This is a genomic window from Paraburkholderia sp. EG287B (genome assembly GCF_040965595.1).
Taxonomy (GTDB): Bacteria; Pseudomonadota; Gammaproteobacteria; order Burkholderiales; family Burkholderiaceae; genus Paraburkholderia.
Genome location: NZ_JBFRCG010000039.1, coordinates 12,511 through 32,770 on the forward strand (window position 1 = coordinate 12,511; position 20,260 = coordinate 32,770).

The window sequence follows — 20,260 nt, forward strand, 5'->3', positions numbered from 1 at the left end:
AGCTAGCGCTCACTTGTTGCGGCATTACGGTGCAGCTCAAATTCATGCGAGCCCAAACGATACCGGCTCATCGACTGACGCCGAAATCTCGTTTCGGCATGTCTTGGTAAATAGAAGACCATTGCACCAAACGTGTTCGACACGTCCCCATTCACACGCCGACGCAACATCGGGAAAAAAGCCTCGTCCCAGGTGGTTGGCGCTGGTGTTGCACAGCAAGGGAAGGCCTGTGAGCTTCTCGTATTCGATTAGCAGTTGCGCAACAGGGTGTTCGGATGACCTTGCAATGGTCTGCAATCGCGCAGAACCGTCGAGATGCACGACGGCAGGTATCCTGTCCCGCCATTCGTCGCGTGTTTGATGATCGAACAGCATGTAGGGGTCTGGAGTGCCGGGGAGAAATACAGCAGGCGCCCGGTCTTCAAGACATATGGGTGCCACAGGACGGAAATATTCCCGATGCTTGACATCGTTGAGAAGAGCCTTCATGCTCGGCGAAGTCGCAGCGGCGAGAATACTTCTCGCCCCAAGTGCTCGTGGGCCCAGCTCGGCGCGTCCGGCAAGAAAAACGACGGGTCTATTTTTGGCGAGAATATGTGCAAGTTCAGCTAGGGAACAAGGCGACGCAGACCAGCCGGGCACTCGGGTGCCCGTTTTCATTGCGGGGCCGCTATATACCGACCACTCTAACGGCATGAAGCCCTCGTTCGCGGCTATTGCGCAGCATGCGGTGCCGATCGCCGAACCGCTGTCGTTCGGAAAGGGCGGAATCCAGGTAGCGTCGAACAAGCCACTTGCGCGTAATGCACTGTTCCATTTGATATTGAGTCCACATCCGCCGGATATGCATAGGTTGCGCGGCCCAGGAATACAATGGCGCCGCAGAGCCTTTTCCATTTCGCGGACGAGTAGGCGCTCGAGGAAAGTATGGAAAGAGGCGAGTACGTCTTCGGCAGGTTTAGCCTGCAGCTCCGGCGCGCATGCGTGGAAGAAATCGCGTATCGCTGCGAGCGATGTACTCGGAAGATGGAGATTCTGGCGATAGTTTCGCGCAAGTTCTGTGTCGCCTGCAAAGCGTTCCAGGTAAAGATGGTGAAATATATCAACGATTTCTTCGTCGACTGACCCAAGGGCGATGTATGCCATTAGCTTTCCGGCCACTCCCAGGTCCCACTCCGCACCCGCCCCCTTTGCATACGGCCCGAAATGATGTCCGGCCGCCGCATACATTTGACCGATGATGGGGAATAACTGGCCAATGAGCCGCACGTCGTCGCGTCCTACATGGTACAACCGTGGCACCATGCCGCCATCCCACACTAGGCATAACGCAGGTTGCCCAAGTTGTGCGAACGGACTCGTGCAATATGCGGCGGCGACATGGCCGGACACGTGAGGGTAGCTCCTGTACCGATATGACTTGCCACCGATCAGCAGCCCAGTGCCGTCGACCGAAGCCAGAAGTTCGCCGTTTTCTCTTTCCGTATAGAGGGCACCCTCGAGGACGATTGGGCTGGGGCCGCTCAGCATCTGAAACTGCGACGTCACTTCGCCGTCCCAGCCGTCGATCACAAATTCGTCGATGTCGTCAGTCCGTAGACCGTGCTCGGCTAGTGCGGTTTCAATTGCATCGAGGTTCCGTATATCGTGATATCTCGGATTGTTGTCCCGCTTCTCCTGTTCGATGCAAAAAAGGAGCTTTCCATCTTCGACAACGGCGATTGCTCCGTCGTGTGTCAGCTTGAGGCCACAGATGCGCATGGTATTTTTCACCCTAGCAAGGGAAATCTGATTGATGGGAAAAATGCACCGCGTTCTGGAAGCATGCGAGCAGGCAATCCTCATTGGACGACTGGCCGACGCACTCGACTCGCTCAATCTCGGTGAACCGTTCGCTTAGCATCTTCAGCACCGTTTCAGCACCAGCAATATGTCCCCAGCGTTGACAATTGGCGTCACGTGCTGAACCGAATATCAACTGGCCGTCAGGCGCGAGTACGCATGCCAGTTTGTGGATAGCATCCCGCACTTCAGCGATGTCGGCGAGATAGTAGAAAACCTCCGCGACTACGATCAGTTCGAACCGCTCTGCGCAGGAAAAGTGCTGGACGTCTGCAACGATCCAGTTCACGTTTGGCGGGTAATTTAGCCGCTTGCGTGTCCTCGCAAGCGCTTGCGGCATCACATCCATCACGGTGAGCCGCTCACAGTAAGGTGCCAATTTTTCTGTGAATGCGCCCCCCGCACATCCGACCTCGAGAGCATGGGCAACGGGGCCTTTAGAGAGCGCTAACCGAAGCATGTGCATATGACGCTCACGCTCGAACGGATTACTGTCCAGTCGCCACGGATCGTCCGCGTCCAACTCCCTACGCAACAAGTCAAAATGCGTTACGTTTTTCAATTTAGTTTACCTGAGCGTGTGCGTTCAAATCTCGTTGCAGGACAGATCGAGCCGCTGACCGCATGTCCGGTTCAGATGCAGGCGAGTCACAGCTCAGGGCCATTGCGTTCGATTTCAGTCCCGTGCGGCCACTCACTCATCGCCCTATCAATCGGCAAAATCACCGCCAGTACTTCTTCAACACGTGTTGCCGGCAAATCGAGGTGAACGTTGGGAAGCGTTGAGCGGACGCGAACCCCCGAGATGACTGTTCCCATTCCATGTCGACATAACCTGGTGAAGTGGGTCTTCAAAGCATGGCGGACGGTGCCGAATGCGAATGGCACACGAAGCTCGTGCAATACAGGGTACATCGCACGAATAGATTGGCTGATTCCGAGCCCCTCTAGGTCTGGCCGCACTCCATACAGACCCAGTTCCGCCACTAGCACGTCGGTTGCGCCAATCTTGATGAAGCGGCGTAACGAACCCATGTGCGCCGCCACACCTTGCGAATCGTAGGCAATGGCGCGGAGTTCGGGCCTCGCCCCGGCCCAACTTCGACCGCCGTCGAACGGCTTTGCGTTGAACGGTCCGGTTGGACCATAAGTTGTCCGGAAAAACTGGGCCAATTCGAGATGATCGGAAAGCTGGAGCTCATTCTCCCAGCACAGTTTCCACTGCACCTTTGAGGACATGGAAAGTTACCTTGTTCAGTTGCGATTACGCGCAACCCGTGGCGTGCGATTGCCCAGAAGGCGGAAGCATCGCATTCGGCGCCAGTAGGAAACGCAAAGATCGTAAAATGAATCTTTAGATAGAAGAATGGTTTGAAGGATCGATTTGGTGCTACTTCTAGGGAAATGAACGTGGGCGAACATGAACCATGCGATCACGAGAAAGTCCATCTCTTGCTGTTGCTGTTTCAAAAAAATCTCTCATACTGCCCGCCACTGAAGTGACTTTTCAACTCGTCGAAGTTGAGTACGGTTTGCTCCAGAGGCCGTACTTCCTGCCGTTGAAGAGTCGTCCCGTGGGAGCAAGGATGAAAGGAAGTTCCAAGGAACGTCTGCACCGCCTCCATGCATGCGGCGGGGTCATTGAGGAGGTTTTCATAGCCCATTGTAAGCAGATTCTCTGGCGCGAAAGAGTCGACGACTTGACGATGAAAATCGTCTGCGGCTTTGAAGTAGGCTTCGCATAGTTCAATAGTCAATGCGACCTGAGGAGGCGGAGCTGACCAATTATCCGAACCGTACTTCAGCCATTCACCACTTTCTCTCGCTTGCACCAGGGATCGCAGCGATTCCAGCGTATTCCTGCGGACTAAAAAAATCGCCTTCAGGCATGGCCACCGTGCTAATTCCTCAAAGAATCCGGGGCGTTCCATAAATTGCGGCTCATTGATCTTGCAACCGATATGCGTAGCGTACGCCTTGCCATTTTGGACCGGATAGCGAAGATAAGCGAGTTCGAGAAGTTCCCGATTGCTGCACTTGAGCCGGTTGGTGTCAGGCCAATTGGCGTCGTGGATGTTGAGTAACTCGCCATTGCTCAAGACGTTCGGATGAGCATTCAGCAGCTCTTCCAGATAGTGAGTGCCGCTTCTGGGCATCCCGAGAATCACGAATGGCTGCGTTTTCGGCATGAAGTGGGTCATGGCGTGCATTTCAGTAGGTTGAAAGCGGTGGTTTGGAGGTAGCCCCAGTCCGGCGCTTATCACAAGGCTGCTGCTGAGTCGCAACACCGTCAGCGTCAAGACATCAGGCGGCGGCGGACCAGTGTCGCAGACAAGAAGAATGGAAGTATTGTGTAGACACAAAGCACGCCCAGATGCAGCCCCATGCCGCCGACCGGACGTGCAAGCATCGCCGGACGGATCAATTCAACGGAGTGGGAAAGCGGCAGGAACTGTGCAAGGTATTGAAGCGCCCCGGGCAGTTGGTGCACAGGGAAGACGACACCACTCAGGAACAACATGGGCGTAAGCACAAGCGTCTGGTAGAAAACGAAATAGTCATAACTCGGCGCGATCGCGACGAGTACCATTGCCACGCTCGCGAAAGCGAGGCCAGTTAGAAGAACGACAGGCATAACAAATACGATGCTCGAAAACGCCGCGTAACCGAGCATCGCCGCAACCACCATAACGGCGGAGCCTGCGAGAAGGGCTTTTGTAGCGGCCCATGCCAATTCGCCAATAATGACATCGCCAATGGTCAGTTGGGTGCAGAGCACGGCTTCCCACATGCGCTGAACTTGCATGCGAGCGAAGGCAGCGTAAATCGTTTCAAAAGTCGCTGAGGTCATGGCGCTTGTCGCAACCATTCCAGCCGCCAGGAACGCAATGTAAGGAGCGCCGTCGATGTGGCCTATCATTATTCCGACACCGAAGCCGAGACCGAAAAGGTACATCATCGGGTCCGCAAGGTTGCCGAGAACGGAGATCAGTGCCGCTTTTCTCCACGCTAGATAATTGCGCCGCCATACTGTGCGCCAATTCCAGGCGTTGCCGGGTAGGGCAATCATAAACACTTCGCGCATTATTCAATCCTTCATTTCTCGCCCGGTCAGCCGAAGAAAAACGTCTTCCAGGTTCGCGGGACGTTGCACAATACGCAGACCTGTACGCTCGCTCAGTCGCGTGCATACCTGTTGTGGATCGGCCGTGTAGCAGAACAGTGCATCACCGCTTACCTCTGTACGCTGTGCAAACGACATCAGCAGCGCTTTGAGTTCATGAGGGTTGCCGCCGTATATCTCGAGAACGTGACTTCCAATCTGCTCCTGGATTAACGCATCAGGTGCACCCTCCGCAATGCTGCGTCCTCTGTCGATTACACATAGTCGATCGCACAATCGCTCTGCCTCTTCCATGAAATGAGTAGTGAGAAGAATCGTTTTGCCGCGTGCGAGTAAGCAGCGCAAACGATCCCAGATGAGGTGGCGCGCATGCGGATCTAGCCCTGTCGCCGGTTCGTCCATGACAATAAGTTGCGGATCGTTGATAAGCGCGCGTGCAATGGTTAGACGGCGCTTCATTCCGCCCGACAACTCGGTGACGCGTGCGTGAGCCCTGTCCTCGAGATGTGCGAACTGCAGCAAGGACGGGACCACCGCCTCGATTTCGCCTGTGCTCATCCCAAAGTAGCGCCCGAAGAGCTGCAGGTTCTCGCTCACACTAAAACCTGGCTCCAAGTTGTCGAATTGCGGAACGACGCCAATGCGCCTGCGCGCTAGGCGTGCCCGCGCTGGCACCGGTTCCCCGAGGACGGTAATCACGCCTGCGTCAGGCAGCGCCATACCTAGCACCATTCGAGTGGTAGTGCTTTTGCCTGCACCATTAGGCCCGAGCAGACCGAAGCACTCGCCGGGCCCTACACGGAAGGACAATCCGTCAACGGCAAGCTTACCGCCGTAGGATTTCTTTACACTCGAGAACGTGATCGTCGCATTAGACATGGAGCCAGAAATGTATACAGACCACTGTTTAAGGAAGATTCCCTGGTGAGCGCGCGAGGCTACGCATTACTCACTCTTGGGAGCACGGTGCTCGCCGCCGTCTTCGACGGCAGAACTGCGAGAAAGCCAGTCACTGTTGTCCAGGGTACATAGAGCGTATGCTTTTAGCGGAAGCAGGAGCAATAGGTTTATAAGTGTGTGCACTGAAAATCCAAGAAATCGAAGCTCGCGAGCGCGAATGGCAGCAACGGAGCAGCGGACCCCAGTCATTGAAGCAATGACGAAGCATGCCTGCCAAGGAGCCGTGGCTGTGAGCAATATCTGCAAAAAGCCGGAGATCATTGAAATGGCGAGCAGCAGAGAGCCAATATTTTGCGCGATCACGTCAAGAGTTAGGTAGCGGTCAAGACGAGGCAAAAGGCGGAGGGAGAGCAGCGTGTCGCGATAGGTGCTTCGCGCCCAGCGCAATTGCTGGCGCAGGTACGGCCGCAGCTTGTCTGGAACGACGGTCGCGGCGACTGCATCTCGAACGTACTCCGTTCGATAGCCCGCCGCGAGCATGAGAATTGTCAGATGGCGGTCTTCGCCAAAATCGCTGCGCTTGCCCCGGAACATTTGCGTTTCGTACTGGTCCAGAAGCAGAAGAAGCGCTGTGCGCCGATATATCGCACACGGTCCGCAGCAGCACATCACAGCGCCAAATCGCGCTTGAGCCGCGCGCTCCTCGTTGCACGCAAGCCAGTATTCCATATCGATCAGGCGGGTCAGCCACGTGTCGCTGCGATTACTGGCTATCAATTGCCCCATGGCTGCACCGACCGATGGGTCACTCATTGTCAGCACGAGTTTGTTTACTGCATCCGGAGCCAGAGTGGTGTCCGAGTCTACGTTAAGTATGAGTTCCGAGGTCGAAGAACGTATTGCGGCGATTTGCGCTTTACGCTTTCCCGCATTCTTTGGAAGAAGCAGGAAGTTGAATCGCGGATCATGTTCGTGCTCCCGATACACCACCTTCAACGCATCGCGGTTGGCGGATCCATCATCGACCACGTGGACCCTGATGCCGCCCGCGTAGTCCTGGGCGCCAATCGAGTCGAGACACGCCCGCAGCGTTTCTGGGTTTTCGTTAAAGCACGGGACGATGACGTCGATGTCCGGCAAATACTCGGTCTTGGATACGTTGACGTATGCAGGTCGGCCGCTAGTCGGTAGAGTATGAAGTACCTGCGCGCTTTTATAGATGGCCGAAAGTGACGCATATAGTAGGACAGATGTAGTGTTGATTGCGGCAGAAATGTTCATCAGGTCAGTGTGCTAGGAGACGTTGGGATTCTCAGTACAGGCCTGCCGTGAGCGATGGCGCGGGAGTCAGGCGTGGAAATATCATCTAAGGTTCACGCTCGATTCGAGGGGCAATTATTCTCGTGCCTGTAGGTTTGGCGTTTCTTCATAGGGCAGGAAAGACACGGTTTTGCGTACGAGAAAAATGTCCAGTAACGCACCTCATGGTACCGATGTCGTCCAGGAGGCTTCCATCGGCGTCGACTGAAAATCAGATCATCCAATGCCTGCATCCGGGGTCAGTATTTCCTTAGTGCTAGCCGTAGGTCAGCGCGCACACCTGGGTCTATTGCTGAAACGTTTCTAATGGAGTATATCGTCCACCTGTCGAGCAGCTCTGGGCCAGAGATACTCATTAAGCGAGATTTTCGGTTGAACTTACGGAAGCGAACTGATGACGAAGCCCCTTTCCTTCAATCGTGGAATCAGGCGTGATAGTGCAATGACAGTCTGCTCACGCGAAGCATCGCGATCATGCAAGTCGCACTCTTCCGGAGGAGACCCGTCGTGCAGCAGTACGATCGAGCCGGGCAGCACCGACGTCAGTACGGAATCGACAATCGCGTCTGCACCCGGACGGGACCAATCTCGTGGATCTACGGACCAGTGGAGGGACGTTAGTCCCGCTTTCATGGATTCGGCTATAACTTCGTTCGTCCATTTTCCATACGGCGCACGCATATATCGCACCGTTGCCGCTGGGCAAGCACGCTGGATAAGCGAGTTCGCTTCCGCTATCTCGTGCCTTATCTGATCCGGCTCACATTTCGACAAGTCCCGATGGGAGAGACTGTGATTCGCGACATGGTGGCCTTCCGAAACCATGCGCCGGATCAGTTCCGGATACTCAGCCGCGTAGGTGCCGAGTACACAGAAGGTTGCCGGTACCTGTTGCCGCGCCAGCAGATCTAGTACTTTTGGTGTCCATATCGGGTGTGGTCCGTCGTCAAAGGTAAGGTAAACCTTACGACGCTCTCCGTTACGTTCACGCATGTTTAGCACTTCAGAAATAAATTGCGGCATTTCACAATCGCTGAGTCTTCTCATGGTCTTTCACTCATCTTTGGATGAGTCACCGTTTACCCGGGAACCAGCCCAAGTCGCAACCGCGAAATGCCACGTTGCGGATCAATATCTGGGACTTGATGTTGAGTGTCGTTCAGTAGAACGACGGGAATACTCATATTAGTGACTTGCATATCAAGCCGGATTGCCGTAACTTTGCGGGACCTCAATAAATTTGTACAATCGATTGTTTCGATATGTATCATCCACAAAGCGGATAATTAAAGATGCGCTTCAAAGGCCTCGATCTGAATCTTCTCGTCGCGTTGGACGCATTGATGGCGAAGCGTAACGTCACGCTTGCGGCACGCGACATCAATTTGAGCCAACCTGCCATGAGTGCAGCGGTGTCGCGGTTACGAGACTATTTTCGCGACGACCTCTTTGTGATGAGAGGCCGAGAATTTGTGCCCACATCACGGGCGATAGAGCTTGCCGGACCGGTGCGGGAGGCTCTATCGCATATCCAGCTTTCCATCATCTCGCGCGACGTCTTCCAGCCGGCAAAGTCGGATCGCCGGTTCAGGGTCTGCCTCTCTGATTTCATGACTCTCGTCTACTTCCAGAAGGTCATTAAACGCGTTGCGCGCGAGGCTCCCGCAGTAAGTTTCGAATTGATTTTCCCAGACGACGAGCCTGGAGATCTACTGCGGCGTGGCGACGCCGATTTTTTGATTCTGCCCGATCTATTGCTGCCGGATATTAACCCGAAAGCGCCACTCTTCGACGAGAAGCTCGTGTGTGTCGGCTGTCCTGCAAACAAGCAGTTGTCGGAGCAGATTTCGCTCGACCGGTATATGTCAATGGGACACGTTACAGTGAGGTTCGGGCGGGCACGCAGGCCTTCAATCGAAGAGTTTTTCCTGCTGGACCTCGGTCTCAGAAGGCGTGAAGAGATCGTCGTCCCGACATTTCACCTTGTTCCGGCGGTGCTATCAGGTACGCGTCGCATTGCGACGATCCCTTTGAGGCTGGCCAGGCATCTCGGGGAGGCCTCTGCTCTGCGGATCGCCGAAGTACCGCTTCCGCTATCCACTTTCACTGAGGCTGTTCAATGGCCTGCGCTGCATAGTGGTGATCCGGCAAGTATCTGGATGCGCGAGCTATTGTTGGAGGAGGCGCAAAGTCTTGCATAGCGTGACGCGTCATGTGTACGGCTATTCGGTGAGCGCCACGTTCTCCGCCAGCGTGTAGCGGAAATCGCGCAGCGTTGCACGAATTGCCTTGTCGATTTCTTCCTCCGATGCGCCGCGATAGCGGAAGCGTGCGAGGATGTTGCCAGTGCGGCTGGAACCGTTGAATAAGTGACGTCTCGCTGGGAAGACAGCTTCGTAAAGCCCCGGGATAGCGTTCGGCAATTGTGCGCCGACGAATACTTTGCCGACTGGCTCTGGCAGCATCAGGAATCCCCCGCGTGTGGACGAGGTTGACGCGATTAACGCCGCCTGCGCCCGTGCGGCGAACCGCGCCTCGTCACCTGATTGGTGGGTGACCCAGAGGTCAAAGAGGTCGACGCCGTACAATTCGTGGAAAAGAAAGGGAATTTCCCCACTGCCGACACGGGCACCGACTTCCAGAAAATAGAATCCGTCGCAAGCTCCGATTATCTCGAGATGAAACGGCCCATTACTCAGGGCGAGCGCTCGCAGGCATGCGGCCGCGAATTCAAGAGCCGCATCATTCAGCGGTCCCGGGTCGAGCATCACCGAGCCCAGGGGTTTTCCTTGTGCAAACTGAAGACGGGTGTTGATGTAGCGGGACACGCGCGCGATTACCCATGTGCCGTCGCGCACGAAACCGTCAACGTGATAGACGGGCCCTTCGACGTACTCCTCGCACTCGTACTCAACCAGCGGTAGTGTCGGCCACAACATATCCAACCGGGCACGGGTGTCTATGCGCCGTACGTCTAGGCTTGCTGCGGCGGTACGTGGCTTTACAATGATCGGAAAGCGCATCACAGGGGGCGAATTTACTTTTGCAAAGGCCACATCTTCCAACGCTGCAACGCGCGGCACACGCAGGCCCGCGGCAGCAACGGTATGCTTCATAGCGCCATTGTCGCGAAAGCGCACGACGGTATCGGGAAGATCGCCAGGAATATTGAACGAATTGCGCAGTCGCGCGGCCTTCAGAAGGTCGAATTCGGACAATGCGATCAGCCTGTCGATGCCGCCGAGCGCCGCGTGACAGGAGTTCATGGCCTTATGCAACGCATCTTCATCAAGGATGTCGGATAGCTCTTCAACGTGCGCGGTTTGAGAAGCGTCGAGCGCAGCGGCGCCGTTCGGCGTGCAGATGTAAGCGACCTTATTCGCAGCATGATCGATGTAGCGATGGTAGGCTGCGAAGCCGTCGGACCAACGGTTAAGCACGACTATGCGGCTACGAGGGGCGGGGTAGTTGGTTGTCATGGAGTGCAAACCGTTCAAATACGGTTACAGGCGCGACGGGATCCGGGTGTTCTCAGCGCTTCGGCAAGGCGCGAATCGCGGGTCGGGCGAACAGGCGCGATGCACAACACATGGCGACACGGTCGCTCGTCGCCGCTCGTTGTGGCACTGTGCGGCCGATATGAGAATGGACCTCCACTTCCTGGAAACCTGGTCTGGCGCGAACGCGTTCGACGGCGGCGGTGTCGCACTACCGGTGCGAAGGACCGTACGCCGCTGACACACACGGCAGCTTTTGCATCGGCATCGTGGGCTGGCTCAGGATCGCCGAGGTGGCTACGTATCGTTATTTCTGGCAGAGAGATTGACCTGCTGAGTTCGATCAGCCGGCAGGTGCGATCACCTCCGAGGCAGGCCGCGATCTTGATCAGCACCGGACCGTCGCGTGTTATGCGCACTTTGGCGTGGAAAACAGCGAGGGTCAGTCCAATCTGCACCGCTGCGTGCTCGACGTAAGTGACGAGCGCGGCTCTTTGGTCCGGGGTCAAAGAGGCTTCGGCAAATTGGCCCATTTTCGCGAGATGCTGCTCTGCGCTCAAGAGATTTTCGGTTACGGCGACGACGCGGGGTCCGTGCTTGCTGCTGACGTAGCCTTCGATGCAGCACTCTGGGCCCTCCGGATACTGTTCAAGGAGCAACACGTTGCCGGTCTTGTGGCCGACATCGACAACGCCGTGATGCATGGCGCACTCGACCGCAAGTTGCAACTGGGAAAGAGAGTTGACGTACGTCCCATGCATGCCTCCTCGGACAGGCTTGCGGGCAGCTAAAAAACCTACACGTAAAGCGGCTGTCATGGCGTCGCGACGATGTACAACGAGGGCGAACAAAGGAACCGCCAGTCCGGCGGCGGCGAGATGCATGGGGCTGCGGTATTTGTCGTGCGTGGGTGCTGCCGCTTCCGGCTGCAAATGTGGAAGACCGAGGAGCGCCGCTGACTCAGCTGCTACGCCGGTTGCGTATTCGCAACCGGGTACACCGGGTACGATCGCATCGACGCCGATGGCGCTTGCAGCGGCCGCCACGGCGTTCGGCGAGTCAGTATCTACCACGGCGTACGGCACCGAAGCGGCGAGCAGTTCGCGTGACAGGGGGGGCTCATCGCGGTTGGCTGAATACGCGTGGGTGGCCATGCCAAGCCGTACAGCTGAGGCGACAAGTGCGGTCCCGGACGAGCGCGGCTCAATAACGATGATGGCGGTCATTTGAGTGCCGCCTGTTCAGTGCCCGTTTCCGGCCGGGGTAGGGTCGCCACACGCAACTCTTCGAAATACTCGTGAATCATTCCGACAAAGTTGTTCAAATAGATTTCTGCTTTCCCCGTTCCGCCCCAGCCGCTGATCGCGAGCCTCAGAGCGATCCATGTGGAATCTTCGAGACTCCGCGATTCGGCGTACTCAATGTGGCTGAGCGTACCTTTTACTTGATCGTGTCCGAATGCGCGCGCGGCTGAGTGCGCGATGACCTTGTTATAGCGGCCCGAATACCATCCCTGAAACCAGTTCCAGAGCATCGTAGGGAGCGGGCCATCGCGGACGATGCTTAGGTAGAGATATCCGATTAGCTTGTCTGTGCTATTGAATGGTCTAATGCTTTCCACGCTTGCTGCGGTAAGCCCGAACCTCTCGATGTCATGCAGAAGATGGCATTCTTGCCCATATTCTTGCGCGAGGTGCTGCGCGAGCATCTGCGCGAGCGAGTTATCCTGGCCGCTGATTTTGTAAAGCGCGAATGCGCCTACCTCGTTGTTGAGACGCATGCGTAACACGGTTTCGATGAGATGGCGGCGATAGTACTCACTATCGATCCAGTCGCCTCGGTGGAACGCAGCGGTTTCCGGCGAAATCGCGAGTATCTGGTCCATGGCGTGCTGGGCAAGCTCCTCGAAGCGAACCCGATCGTTGGGTGTATTCATGTGATCTCCAGATAAGATGAGAAGGAGCGAACGCGGCGCGCTGGGTTGCGGGTCGGCGGCGAATGAACCGGAGACACGATCCGCTCGTCTTTCGAGGCGATGATGGCTCGCTCGGATTGCGAAAGTCTCTACGATTGACCTCGAAACTGCGCACCGGTCGGCGTGCGACGAAACGGCGTTGAAGGGGCCCACCGCTCTCGAGTGGCCCGAAACCGGGTCGCCCGAGAGCGCAGAGCAGTCCGCTTTGAAAAACGCCATCGCATCTAAATGATTTCTGTCAACCGACAACTGACCCCTTCGCTTCCTTAAACACAGCGAATGCTTTTGGCAACCCCCTATCTAGGCTTCATTCTCATTCGTTTTTGGCGCGCCCATGCTGTCTACGTGGGCGACGGAAGGATATTAACCGCAGCTGTATGCGTGGTATAAGCTGATAATCTTTATGTTTGAATGAGGGAAATTGATGATCCGCGATCTCGACAGCACGCTACTGCGTACGTTCGTGACGGTAGTGGAAGCCGGCAGTGTGAGCAATGCTGCCATGGAGCTCCATCGTACACAGGCTGCCGTCAGCATGGCGCTTCGGCGGCTCGAAGACGAAGTCGGGCAGCGCCTCCTTGAACGCTCACCGCGCGGCGTGAAGCCGACCTCTGCGGGGAACGTTCTGTTGCCGTATGCACACAAGTTGCTTGAAGTCGGCCTTGCGGCCCGTTCCGCCCTTAATTCGGGTGAAGTTGCGGGTACCGTGAAGATCGGAATTCCCGAGCACATCGCCATGAGTCACCTCCGCCATGCACTGCGGCAATTTTCGACATTGTTTCCTGATGTTGCCCTGGAGATCGTCGTTGATGCGAGTCCGGCCTTATCGCAGCGGCTCATGAGCAATACACTCGATTTCGCGATTGGTGATCCCGCGCTGATCCCCGCGGAACCTCTCGTCACCTGGCAACATCCCCTTCACTGGGCGGCCGCGCGCACACGCAATGCTGATCTCGGAGACGGTCCGCTGCCGATTGTTGCATTCGGCGGTGCATGCCGATGGCAGGAGAGTTATTTTGCCACGTTGCTTGAAGCAGGTATCGCTTGGCGCGTGGCCTGCAAAAGCACGAGCCTCTCGGCGGTTCAGTCAGCCGTTGAGGCTGGGCTCGGCGTTGCGCTACTTCTGGATTGGCAGGTGCGCCGCGATACGATGCGTGCGATCGATGCCCGCGCAGTAGGGTTGCCGCTGCCGCCGGTGGCGGAATTCGGTCTCTTTAGTCCTGGGCGCTTAGAGGACCGCTCGGCTGCCGCCAACGCACTTCAGCGTTTTCTCTTCCGTTCGCTGCAACTGAGTACTCTCGGAGACGGTGCACAAGACGGAGAGTCAGCAGGCTTGCCGCTACGTGCTTCAAACTGATGGGCATCTGAGGCAAAACGCGTCGAAAGGCCGAAACTCGGCGCGCCAAATAGAGGTGCAGGCGATAAAACGTCCTGTCACTTGAATCGAGCACTAACGCTACGTGGCGCGTATTCTCTAATTCACGCGCAGCCATGCTACTTCCTCACAAATCAAGTTCGGCTCGTACATTTTTAAACATAGACTGCCGTGCGGACCAAAATTTGTCGCAAAACCTACGTCTTTCTTCGATAGTATCCAATCTGCGTACAAAGATACCTCGTGTCTTTTGTCGCATCTCCGACACCACGACTGCGATTGTGTCGTCTTTGTCTGTTTTGTCGGCTTTCGTGCCCGTTTCGGCAGGAATTCACCGTGGCTTGCGCAAATGTAGCGCGGCAATTCATTGTGTTGGGACTCGGGTCCCGCGGCGCTGACGTGCAATTTCCGGAGTTCAGATCTATGTCGCATTTCGATGTCAATGAGAGTCATCTCAACTTTGATGTGGTCTACGAAGTAGTGAAGACGTTGACCTCGTCCCGAGATACCGAAAGGACGTTGGAGAGATCTCTGCGTTACCTGTCGCATGCGTGTGGATGGCGCTCTGCGTTTATTGCGGTTGCTGAACCAGACGGCCATTTGGGGGGCGTGTGTGGCACGGGGTTGTCAGCGGACTGGCGCGAACGTCTGCGTTTCCTGCCCCATGACGGGGTATTGGGGCGAATACACACGAACGATTCGGCGGTGGTGGTGGCGAAATTGCGTGACGAACCGCTCTTCGTGGACAGCATCGAAATGTTCGACGAATTGGAAGGTGAGCATGTGGCACTGCTCGGGGCGCAGATCCCGTATGAAGGGCGGCCACTCGGCGTACTGGTCGCGTTTTGTGAGAATACTGACGGACAGCGCGCCTTCGCTAGCGACCTCCAACTCATGAAGGTCGTCGCGGCGCCGATGGGCCAGGCACTTCTGCTCGATCGTGCGTCGGGCCAGATGCGCCAAACCGCGCGACAGGAGATGAGACGAGAGGTCAACGCAGACCGGAATTTGTATCATATCGACAATGTGCTCGGAGAATCTGCATCCATGCAGCGCGTCTTTTCGCAAGTTCATCAAGTAGCACCTACGCGGACGACGGTGCTTTTGCGCGGCGAGAGCGGAACTGGGAAGGAGTTGATCGCGCGCGCGATTTACCGGTTATCCCCCCGCAAGGACCAGCCGTTCATCTCACTGAACTGTGCGGCGCTAACAGAGACACTGCTAGAAAGCGAATTGTTCGGTCATGAGAAGGGAGCGTTTACCGGTGCGCAATTCCAGCGCAAAGGGCGATTCGAACTGGCGCACGGCGGGACACTTTTCCTCGACGAGATCGGCGACATCTCGCCGTCGTTCCAAGCCAAATTGTTGCGGGTTTTGCAGGAACGCGAGTTCGAGCGGGTGGGTGGCACCACCCCGGTAAAAGTAGACGTTCGGCTGATCGTTGCCACGAACCGCAACCTCGAACAAATGGTGAAGGCGGGGGAATTTCGTGCGGATCTCTACTACCGCGTCAACGTCGTGAGTATCCTTTTGCCGCCTTTGCGTGAACGCCGTGAGGACATTCCGGCAATGGCGCAGTACTTTCTAGATCGATTTAACCGCGACAATCGTCGGTCTCTGCATTTCAATGAGCAAGCGTTTCGGGTTCTGTCCAGCTGCTACTGGCCTGGCAATGTGCGCGAACTGGAAAATTGCGTTGAGCGTACCGCGACAATGGCGGATCACGACACAATAGATTGTTTTTCCTTTCTGTGTGGGAGAGGCCGGTGCCTTACAAAGGAATTGCATTACATCGAACGAGAAGACGCTGTGCGTCCTGCCCGAACGTTGGACGCTCCAAACAGTGAAGTGCCGAATGCCCTGGCGAACGTAAGTGCCGGTGATTGGAATGGGGGTAGCTTCGCGACGCCAAGCGGTAGCGACAGACCGGGGGGCGAGCGGGAGCAGCTTGTGTGGGCAATGGAGCGCTGTGGATGGGTACAAGCGAAGGCCGCACGACTCCTGCATATCACGCCGAGGCAGATCGGCTACGCACTGCGTAAATATGGGATCAAGCTGCGCCGCTTCTGACGGCCGAGACGGTTGCGCGCGTGCATTTGGAGAAACTGGGCGAGAAGGCTACCGGCAGGCTCTTGCCTGTCGCATCACTGTAGTGATTGGTTCAACTTCTTCAACACAGGTAGCAAGGACGACAAATCCGGCTTCGGCATAGCGCCGCTATGACCGCTGACACGGGCCTGCGATGGTGGCACGCAATTTGCCTGTAGTCGTGGACTTCTATTGTCGGGACTCCACGATGTGGCTAAAGACGAGGGCTGTCGAGATCTTCAACGAACCGGGTTGCGCAAAAAACCTCGCGAAGAACGAAAAGGAGCGAAAGCAAGGCTGTTCGAAGCAGGTTTCGCCGGGGGCGGCTGCTGGCGGATGCGCATTCGACGGCGCGCGGATCGCATTGCAGCCCGTGGTCGACGTTGCACACCTGGTGCACGGGCCTATTGCATGTGAGGGCAACTCTTGGGACAACCGCCATTCGGCTTCGTCTGGGCCGACTCTCTACCGCACTGCGTTCACTACCGATATCAATGAACTCGATGTAATTTACGGCAGCGAGAGGCGGCTTTTCGCGAGTCTGCGCGAAATTCTGGAAAAGTATGATCCCCCCGCCGTCTTCGTCTATCAGACGTGCGTGACTGCATTGATCGGCGACGACATAGATGCCGTATGCAAGCACGCGTCGGAAAAGTTCGGTAAGCCCATCATACCGGTGAATGCGCCCGGCTTCGCAGGATCTAAAAACTTCGGCAACAAGCTCGCGGGGGAGGCGATTCTCGATCACGTGATCGGTACGCGCGAGCCGGCGTACAAGACACCATTCGATATCAATCTTATCGGTGAATATAACCTCTCGGGCGAGTTGTGGCAGATAAGGCCGTTGTTCGAGGCGCTCGGCATCCGGATCCTGTCCTGCATCTCGGGAGACGGCCGCTATAGCGAGATCGCGAGCGCACACTGCGCGAAGGTCAACATGGTGGTGTGCTCCAGGTCCATGCTCAACGTCGCGACAAAAATGGAGAAGCGCTACGGTATTCCATACATCGAGGGTTCATTCTATGGAATTGGCGACATGAGCGACGCGTTGCGCCGGGTTGCGAGACTACTGGTGGAGCAGGGTGCACCCGAGGATCTTATCGTGCGCACCGAGCACCTTGTCACCGCAGAAGAGGCGCGCGTATGGGAGCGTGTTGCTCCGTACAGGCAGCGGCTCGACGGTAAACGTGTGCTGCTAATCACGGGCGGCGTGAAGTCGTGGTCAGTGGTCGCGGCGTTGCAAGAGGCAGGGCTCAAGATCGTCGGCACTAGTGTGAAGAAGAGCACGGAGGCGGACAAGGAAAGAATCCAGGACATCATGGGCGATGACACGCGCATGGTCGACAATTTGACGGCACGCGAGATGTACAACATGCTCCGGGATGCGAAGGCCGACATCATGCTGTCCGGCGGGCGCTCGCAGTTTGTCGCGCTGAAAGCGCGCATGCCGTGGCTCGATGTGAATCAGGAACGACACCACCCATACGCTGGGTACGAGGGCATTGTCAAATTGATGCAGGAGATCGACCGTGCGATCCATAACCCGGTCTGGCAGCAGGTGCGTATTCCTGCACCGTGGGACGAGGGAGCAGAGCATCGCGAGGGGATTCTTAGTTTTTCCGGGCACATCAATTCGATTCCGAAGGGCGCAGACGATGAGGATTACGATTTGAACTTACGCGCTTCGGTATCGAGTTGAGTTTCACAGAGGGGCACATATTATGGCGATAGTAGTCGAGTCAGAAAAGGCCTGTACCGTTAATCCGCTAAAAATGAGTCAACCGCTCGGCGCGACCTACGCAGCCATGGGACTTGACGCATGCATGCCGGTGATGCACGGCTCGCAGGGCTGTACATCGTTCGCGCTCGTGCTACTGGTGCGCCATTTCAAAGAAGCCATACCGCTGCAAACAACGGCGATGAGCGAGGTCACCACAATTCTCGGCGGATACGAGAACGTAGAGACCGCACTACTGAACATTCACAAGCGCGCGTCGCCTAAGATCGTTGTGCTCTGCACGACGGGCCTGACTGAAACGAACGGTGAAGATATGGAGGGGCATCTCGCGATGGTGCGAAGACGCAAGCGCGAACTCGACGATACTGAACTTGTCGTCGTTTCGACACCGGACTATGTGGGCGCCTTTGAGGACGGCTACAGGCACGCTGTGACCGCGATCGTCGAGACGCTGGTGAAGCCGTTGCCGACGGTACGTCAGCAGATCAATCTGGTGCCGGGCAGTCATCTATCGCCCGGCGACATCGACGAGCTTCGCGAGATTATTTGCGCATTCGGGCTGGAGCCGATTGTACTTCCAGATGTTTCTGGGTCCCTCGACGGCCACCTTGATTCAGTGTGGCGTGGCACGACGCTGGGCGGAACGACGGTTGATCAGATCCGTGCCGCGGGGGCGTCCTCATTCACAATTGGCGTGGGTGAGCAAACGCGCGACGCCGCCAAGGCAGTCGAAGCAATTGCCGGCGTGCCGTTCGAAATCATCGAGCGCCTAACGGGGTTGGAGCCGAACGACCGGTTCTTGCATCTCCTTGCACAACTTTCGGGGCGTGCAGTCCCGGCCCGGTATCGCCGGCAGCGCAGCCAACTACTGGATGCGATGCTCGACAGCCATTTTTATACCGGTGGTCTCAAGGTGGCGATCGGTGCGGAGCCGGACCTACTGCTTTCGATCGGTTCGCTGCTCCGTGAAATGGGCGCGGAACTATCTGTTTGCATTAGTACCACTGCTTCGGCATCACATGCGCTGTTGCCGGCAAATGAGGTCATATTGGGGGACTTGGAGGACATGGAACGAGGCGCGAGTAATTGCGACCTGCTGATCACGCATTCGCACGGCAGGCAGATGGCCGGTCGCCTCGGAAAGCCGCTCATGCGCGCGGGCTTTCCGGTATTTGACCGCGTCGGCAACGCCCATCGTTGCCAGATAGGCTATCGCGGCACAATGAATCTTGTCTTCGAGATTGCCAATCTCATGGTCGAGAGGATCTCGCAACCTCATCCCGGCGACTGGAAACTGCCGCAATCATCGGTCGGTCCTGATGTTTCGGTCTAGGATTAGATTTAGGAGAAGGGTGTTACATGCCGTAAATTGAACTTGATGAGGAGAGCAGCGCATGAAGATCGCATTTGCGACACAGGACAAAGTGCACGTCGACGCTCATTTTGGCTGGGCGAAAAGCATTGCGGTCTACGACGTGACTACGGAAGGGTTTACACTTTTACAGATTTTTGATTTCGGAGACAAGCTGGTGCAAGACGCCGATGATGAGAAACTTGCGCCGAGGCTCGAAGTGATCCGCGACTGCGTAATCTTGTATGTCGCGGCCATAGGCGGTACCGCGGCTGCGCGCGTGGTAGCGCTTAAGGTCCATCCAGTGAAAGTGGCGCAGCCTACGCCGATCCAGGAGATTTTAATCAAGCTGAGCGAGGTTCTGAAAGGAACGCCGCCTCCATGGTTGCGCAAGAAGCTAACTAGGGAACGTGGCCGATCGTACGATTTTGCAGGGGACGATGAGGCGCCCCTTAGTTGAAACCGATCTCGGTATATGGCGGATCTTGTTGCCAGTGACGCCTGTAGCGCGTCGTACGATAAGGAGGGCATCATGAATAACGATTCACAGGAGCTTAAGACGCGCCTGAAAAAACTCAACGCGTTGGCCACGCAGGCCAAGATGGATCTACATGATCTGTCGGAAGATCTGCCAACGAGTTGGGAGCAGATAATGACAGTCGCGCAACGCTGTCACGACGCGCATGCCGCGCTGATGCAGGCACGTCGGGCGGCGGTCCCGGCTTCCGATTGAACTTCCGGACCTCGAAATGAGCCATCTTTTTAGTGTGGTACTCCCGAGCGGAGAGGTCTGGATACCGCACTTTGTAGATTTACTCGATGAAGAAAAATGCATTGGATGCGGACGATGCTTCCGGGTGTGTTCGCGCGGCGTACTTCAACTGTTAGGCGTCGACGGAGAGGGCGATCATGTTCCGTTGGATGAAGACGAGGACGAGCATGAAAAGAAGGTCATGACGATTGCGCATCGGGGTCTCTGCGTTGGCTGCACGGCATGTGCGAAGATATGCCCGAAAGCGTGCTACACACATGCTGCGGCTCAAGTATGAG

19 protein-coding genes are annotated in these 20,260 nt (G+C 56.4%); 8 read left to right on the forward strand and 11 right to left on the reverse strand.

The window, feature by feature from the left end:
* Positions 1-42: 42 nt before the first annotated feature.
* The 8 genes from nodU to nodB form a co-directional block, all read right to left on the reverse strand.
* The gene (gene nodU, locus AB4Y40_RS40715) at positions 43-1,773 is read right to left on the reverse strand and encodes a nodulation protein NodU (protein WP_368692669.1); all 1,731 of its coding nucleotides are present in this window, start codon (positions 1,771-1,773) and stop codon (positions 43-45) included.
* 1 nt (position 1,774) lies between these two features.
* Entirely contained in the window at positions 1,775-2,404 is a 630-nt protein-coding gene (nodS, locus tag AB4Y40_RS40720; RefSeq protein ID WP_368692670.1) for a nodulation methyltransferase NodS, read from the reverse strand.
* Positions 2,405-2,490: 86 nt separating this feature from the next.
* Positions 2,491-3,081 (reverse strand): NodA family N-acyltransferase, encoded by a 591-nt coding sequence (locus tag AB4Y40_RS40725; RefSeq protein WP_368692671.1) that lies wholly within the window; start codon positions 3,079-3,081, stop codon positions 2,491-2,493.
* 227 nt (positions 3,082-3,308) lie between these two features.
* Positions 3,309-4,043, reverse strand: a complete 735-nt coding sequence (locus AB4Y40_RS40730) for a sulfotransferase (protein WP_368692672.1) — start codon at positions 4,041-4,043, stop codon at positions 3,309-3,311.
* A gap of 95 nt (positions 4,044-4,138) precedes the next feature.
* Complete coding sequence (locus tag AB4Y40_RS40735) at positions 4,139-4,927, reverse strand: ABC transporter permease (RefSeq protein WP_368692673.1); 789 nt, start codon at positions 4,925-4,927, stop codon at positions 4,139-4,141.
* Positions 4,928-4,930: 3 nt separating this feature from the next.
* Positions 4,931-5,857: a nodulation factor ABC transporter ATP-binding protein NodI gene (gene nodI, locus AB4Y40_RS40740; RefSeq protein WP_368692698.1), complete on the reverse strand. Its 927-nt coding sequence runs from the start codon at positions 5,855-5,857 to the stop codon at positions 4,931-4,933.
* A 54-nt stretch (positions 5,858-5,911) separates the two neighbouring features.
* Complete coding sequence (gene nodC / locus AB4Y40_RS40745) at positions 5,912-7,147, reverse strand: chitooligosaccharide synthase NodC (protein ID WP_368692674.1); 1,236 nt, start codon at positions 7,145-7,147, stop codon at positions 5,912-5,914.
* A 417-nt stretch (positions 7,148-7,564) separates the two neighbouring features.
* A complete protein-coding gene (gene nodB, locus AB4Y40_RS40750; protein WP_368692675.1) occupies positions 7,565-8,233 on the reverse strand; it encodes a chitooligosaccharide deacetylase NodB in 669 nt (222 codons plus the stop codon).
* Positions 8,234-8,478: 245 nt separating this feature from the next.
* Here nodB and AB4Y40_RS40755 point away from each other — a divergent pair, with 245 nt between their 5' ends.
* Positions 8,479-9,387, forward strand: coding sequence for a LysR family transcriptional regulator (locus AB4Y40_RS40755; RefSeq protein ID WP_368692676.1), 909 nt, complete (start codon positions 8,479-8,481; stop codon positions 9,385-9,387).
* Positions 9,388-9,408: 21 nt separating this feature from the next.
* Here AB4Y40_RS40755 and AB4Y40_RS40760 read toward each other — a convergent pair whose 3' ends face one another.
* The 3 genes from AB4Y40_RS40760 to AB4Y40_RS40770 are packed head-to-tail and all read right to left on the reverse strand — an operon-like array spanning position 9,409 to position 12,619.
* Positions 9,409-10,665 (reverse strand): acetyl-CoA carboxylase biotin carboxylase subunit family protein, encoded by a 1,257-nt coding sequence (locus AB4Y40_RS40760; RefSeq protein ID WP_368692677.1) that lies wholly within the window; start codon positions 10,663-10,665, stop codon positions 9,409-9,411.
* A 14-nt stretch (positions 10,666-10,679) separates the two neighbouring features.
* Entirely contained in the window at positions 10,680-11,909 is a 1,230-nt protein-coding gene (locus AB4Y40_RS40765) for an acetyl-CoA carboxylase biotin carboxylase subunit family protein (RefSeq protein ID WP_368692678.1), read from the reverse strand.
* Positions 11,906-12,619 carry a hypothetical protein gene (locus AB4Y40_RS40770; protein WP_368692679.1) on the reverse strand — a complete coding sequence of 238 codons (714 nt, stop codon included), beginning with the start codon at positions 12,617-12,619 and terminating at the stop codon, positions 11,906-11,908. The genes AB4Y40_RS40765 and AB4Y40_RS40770 overlap by 4 nt, the downstream gene beginning before the upstream one ends.
* A 463-nt stretch (positions 12,620-13,082) precedes the next feature.
* Between AB4Y40_RS40770 and AB4Y40_RS40775 the strand changes: the two genes are divergently transcribed.
* From AB4Y40_RS40775 to fdxB, 7 genes are all read left to right on the forward strand, one after another.
* A complete protein-coding gene (locus AB4Y40_RS40775) occupies positions 13,083-14,015 on the forward strand; it encodes a LysR family transcriptional regulator (RefSeq protein ID WP_368692680.1) in 933 nt (310 codons plus the stop codon).
* 441 nt (positions 14,016-14,456) lie between these two features.
* Entirely contained in the window at positions 14,457-16,103 is a 1,647-nt protein-coding gene (gene nifA / locus AB4Y40_RS40780; protein WP_368692681.1) for a nif-specific transcriptional activator NifA, read from the forward strand.
* Between the two features lie 226 nt (positions 16,104-16,329).
* Positions 16,330-17,820, forward strand: a complete 1,491-nt coding sequence (gene nifE, locus AB4Y40_RS40785; protein WP_368692682.1) for a nitrogenase iron-molybdenum cofactor biosynthesis protein NifE — start codon at positions 16,330-16,332, stop codon at positions 17,818-17,820.
* A gap of 22 nt (positions 17,821-17,842) precedes the next feature.
* A complete protein-coding gene (nifN, locus tag AB4Y40_RS40790) occupies positions 17,843-19,192 on the forward strand; it encodes a nitrogenase iron-molybdenum cofactor biosynthesis protein NifN (protein WP_368692683.1) in 1,350 nt (449 codons plus the stop codon).
* A 61-nt stretch (positions 19,193-19,253) separates the two neighbouring features.
* On the forward strand, positions 19,254-19,670 hold the full coding sequence (nifX, locus tag AB4Y40_RS40795; protein ID WP_368692684.1) for a nitrogen fixation protein NifX: 417 nt from the start codon (positions 19,254-19,256) through the stop codon (positions 19,668-19,670).
* 72 nt (positions 19,671-19,742) lie between these two features.
* Entirely contained in the window at positions 19,743-19,943 is a 201-nt protein-coding gene (locus AB4Y40_RS40800; RefSeq protein WP_368692685.1) for a CCE_0567 family metalloprotein, read from the forward strand.
* Between the two features lie 16 nt (positions 19,944-19,959).
* Positions 19,960-20,259, forward strand: coding sequence for a ferredoxin III, nif-specific (gene fdxB / locus AB4Y40_RS40805; RefSeq protein WP_368692686.1), 300 nt, complete (start codon positions 19,960-19,962; stop codon positions 20,257-20,259).
* Position 20,260 lies beyond the last annotated feature (1 nt).

Coding starts and splice junctions, on each gene's coding strand:
- AB4Y40_RS40725 (WP_368692671.1), bottom strand. CDS start 3,081: ATGTCCTCAAAGGTGCAGTGGAAACTGTGCTGGGAGAATGAGCTCCAG.
- AB4Y40_RS40730 (WP_368692672.1), bottom strand. CDS start 4,043: ATGACCCACTTCATGCCGAAAACGCAGCCATTCGTGATTCTCGGGATG.
- AB4Y40_RS40735 (WP_368692673.1), bottom strand. CDS start 4,927: ATGCGCGAAGTGTTTATGATTGCCCTACCCGGCAACGCCTGGAATTGG.
- nodC (WP_368692674.1), bottom strand. CDS start 7,147: ATGAACATTTCTGCCGCAATCAACACTACATCTGTCCTACTATATGCG.
- nodB (WP_368692675.1), bottom strand. CDS start 8,233: ATGAGAAGACTCAGCGATTGTGAAATGCCGCAATTTATTTCTGAAGTG.
- AB4Y40_RS40755 (WP_368692676.1), top strand. CDS start 8,479: ATGCGCTTCAAAGGCCTCGATCTGAATCTTCTCGTCGCGTTGGACGCA.
- AB4Y40_RS40760 (WP_368692677.1), bottom strand. CDS start 10,665: ATGACAACCAACTACCCCGCCCCTCGTAGCCGCATAGTCGTGCTTAAC.
- AB4Y40_RS40765 (WP_368692678.1), bottom strand. CDS start 11,909: ATGACCGCCATCATCGTTATTGAGCCGCGCTCGTCCGGGACCGCACTT.
- AB4Y40_RS40770 (WP_368692679.1), bottom strand. CDS start 12,619: ATGAATACACCCAACGATCGGGTTCGCTTCGAGGAGCTTGCCCAGCAC.
- AB4Y40_RS40775 (WP_368692680.1), top strand. CDS start 13,083: ATGATCCGCGATCTCGACAGCACGCTACTGCGTACGTTCGTGACGGTA.
- nifA (WP_368692681.1), top strand. CDS start 14,457: ATGTCGCATTTCGATGTCAATGAGAGTCATCTCAACTTTGATGTGGTC.
- nifE (WP_368692682.1), top strand. CDS start 16,330: ATGTGGCTAAAGACGAGGGCTGTCGAGATCTTCAACGAACCGGGTTGC.
- nifN (WP_368692683.1), top strand. CDS start 17,843: ATGGCGATAGTAGTCGAGTCAGAAAAGGCCTGTACCGTTAATCCGCTA.
- nifX (WP_368692684.1), top strand. CDS start 19,254: ATGAAGATCGCATTTGCGACACAGGACAAAGTGCACGTCGACGCTCAT.
- AB4Y40_RS40800 (WP_368692685.1), top strand. CDS start 19,743: ATGAATAACGATTCACAGGAGCTTAAGACGCGCCTGAAAAAACTCAAC.
- fdxB (WP_368692686.1), top strand. CDS start 19,960: ATGAGCCATCTTTTTAGTGTGGTACTCCCGAGCGGAGAGGTCTGGATA.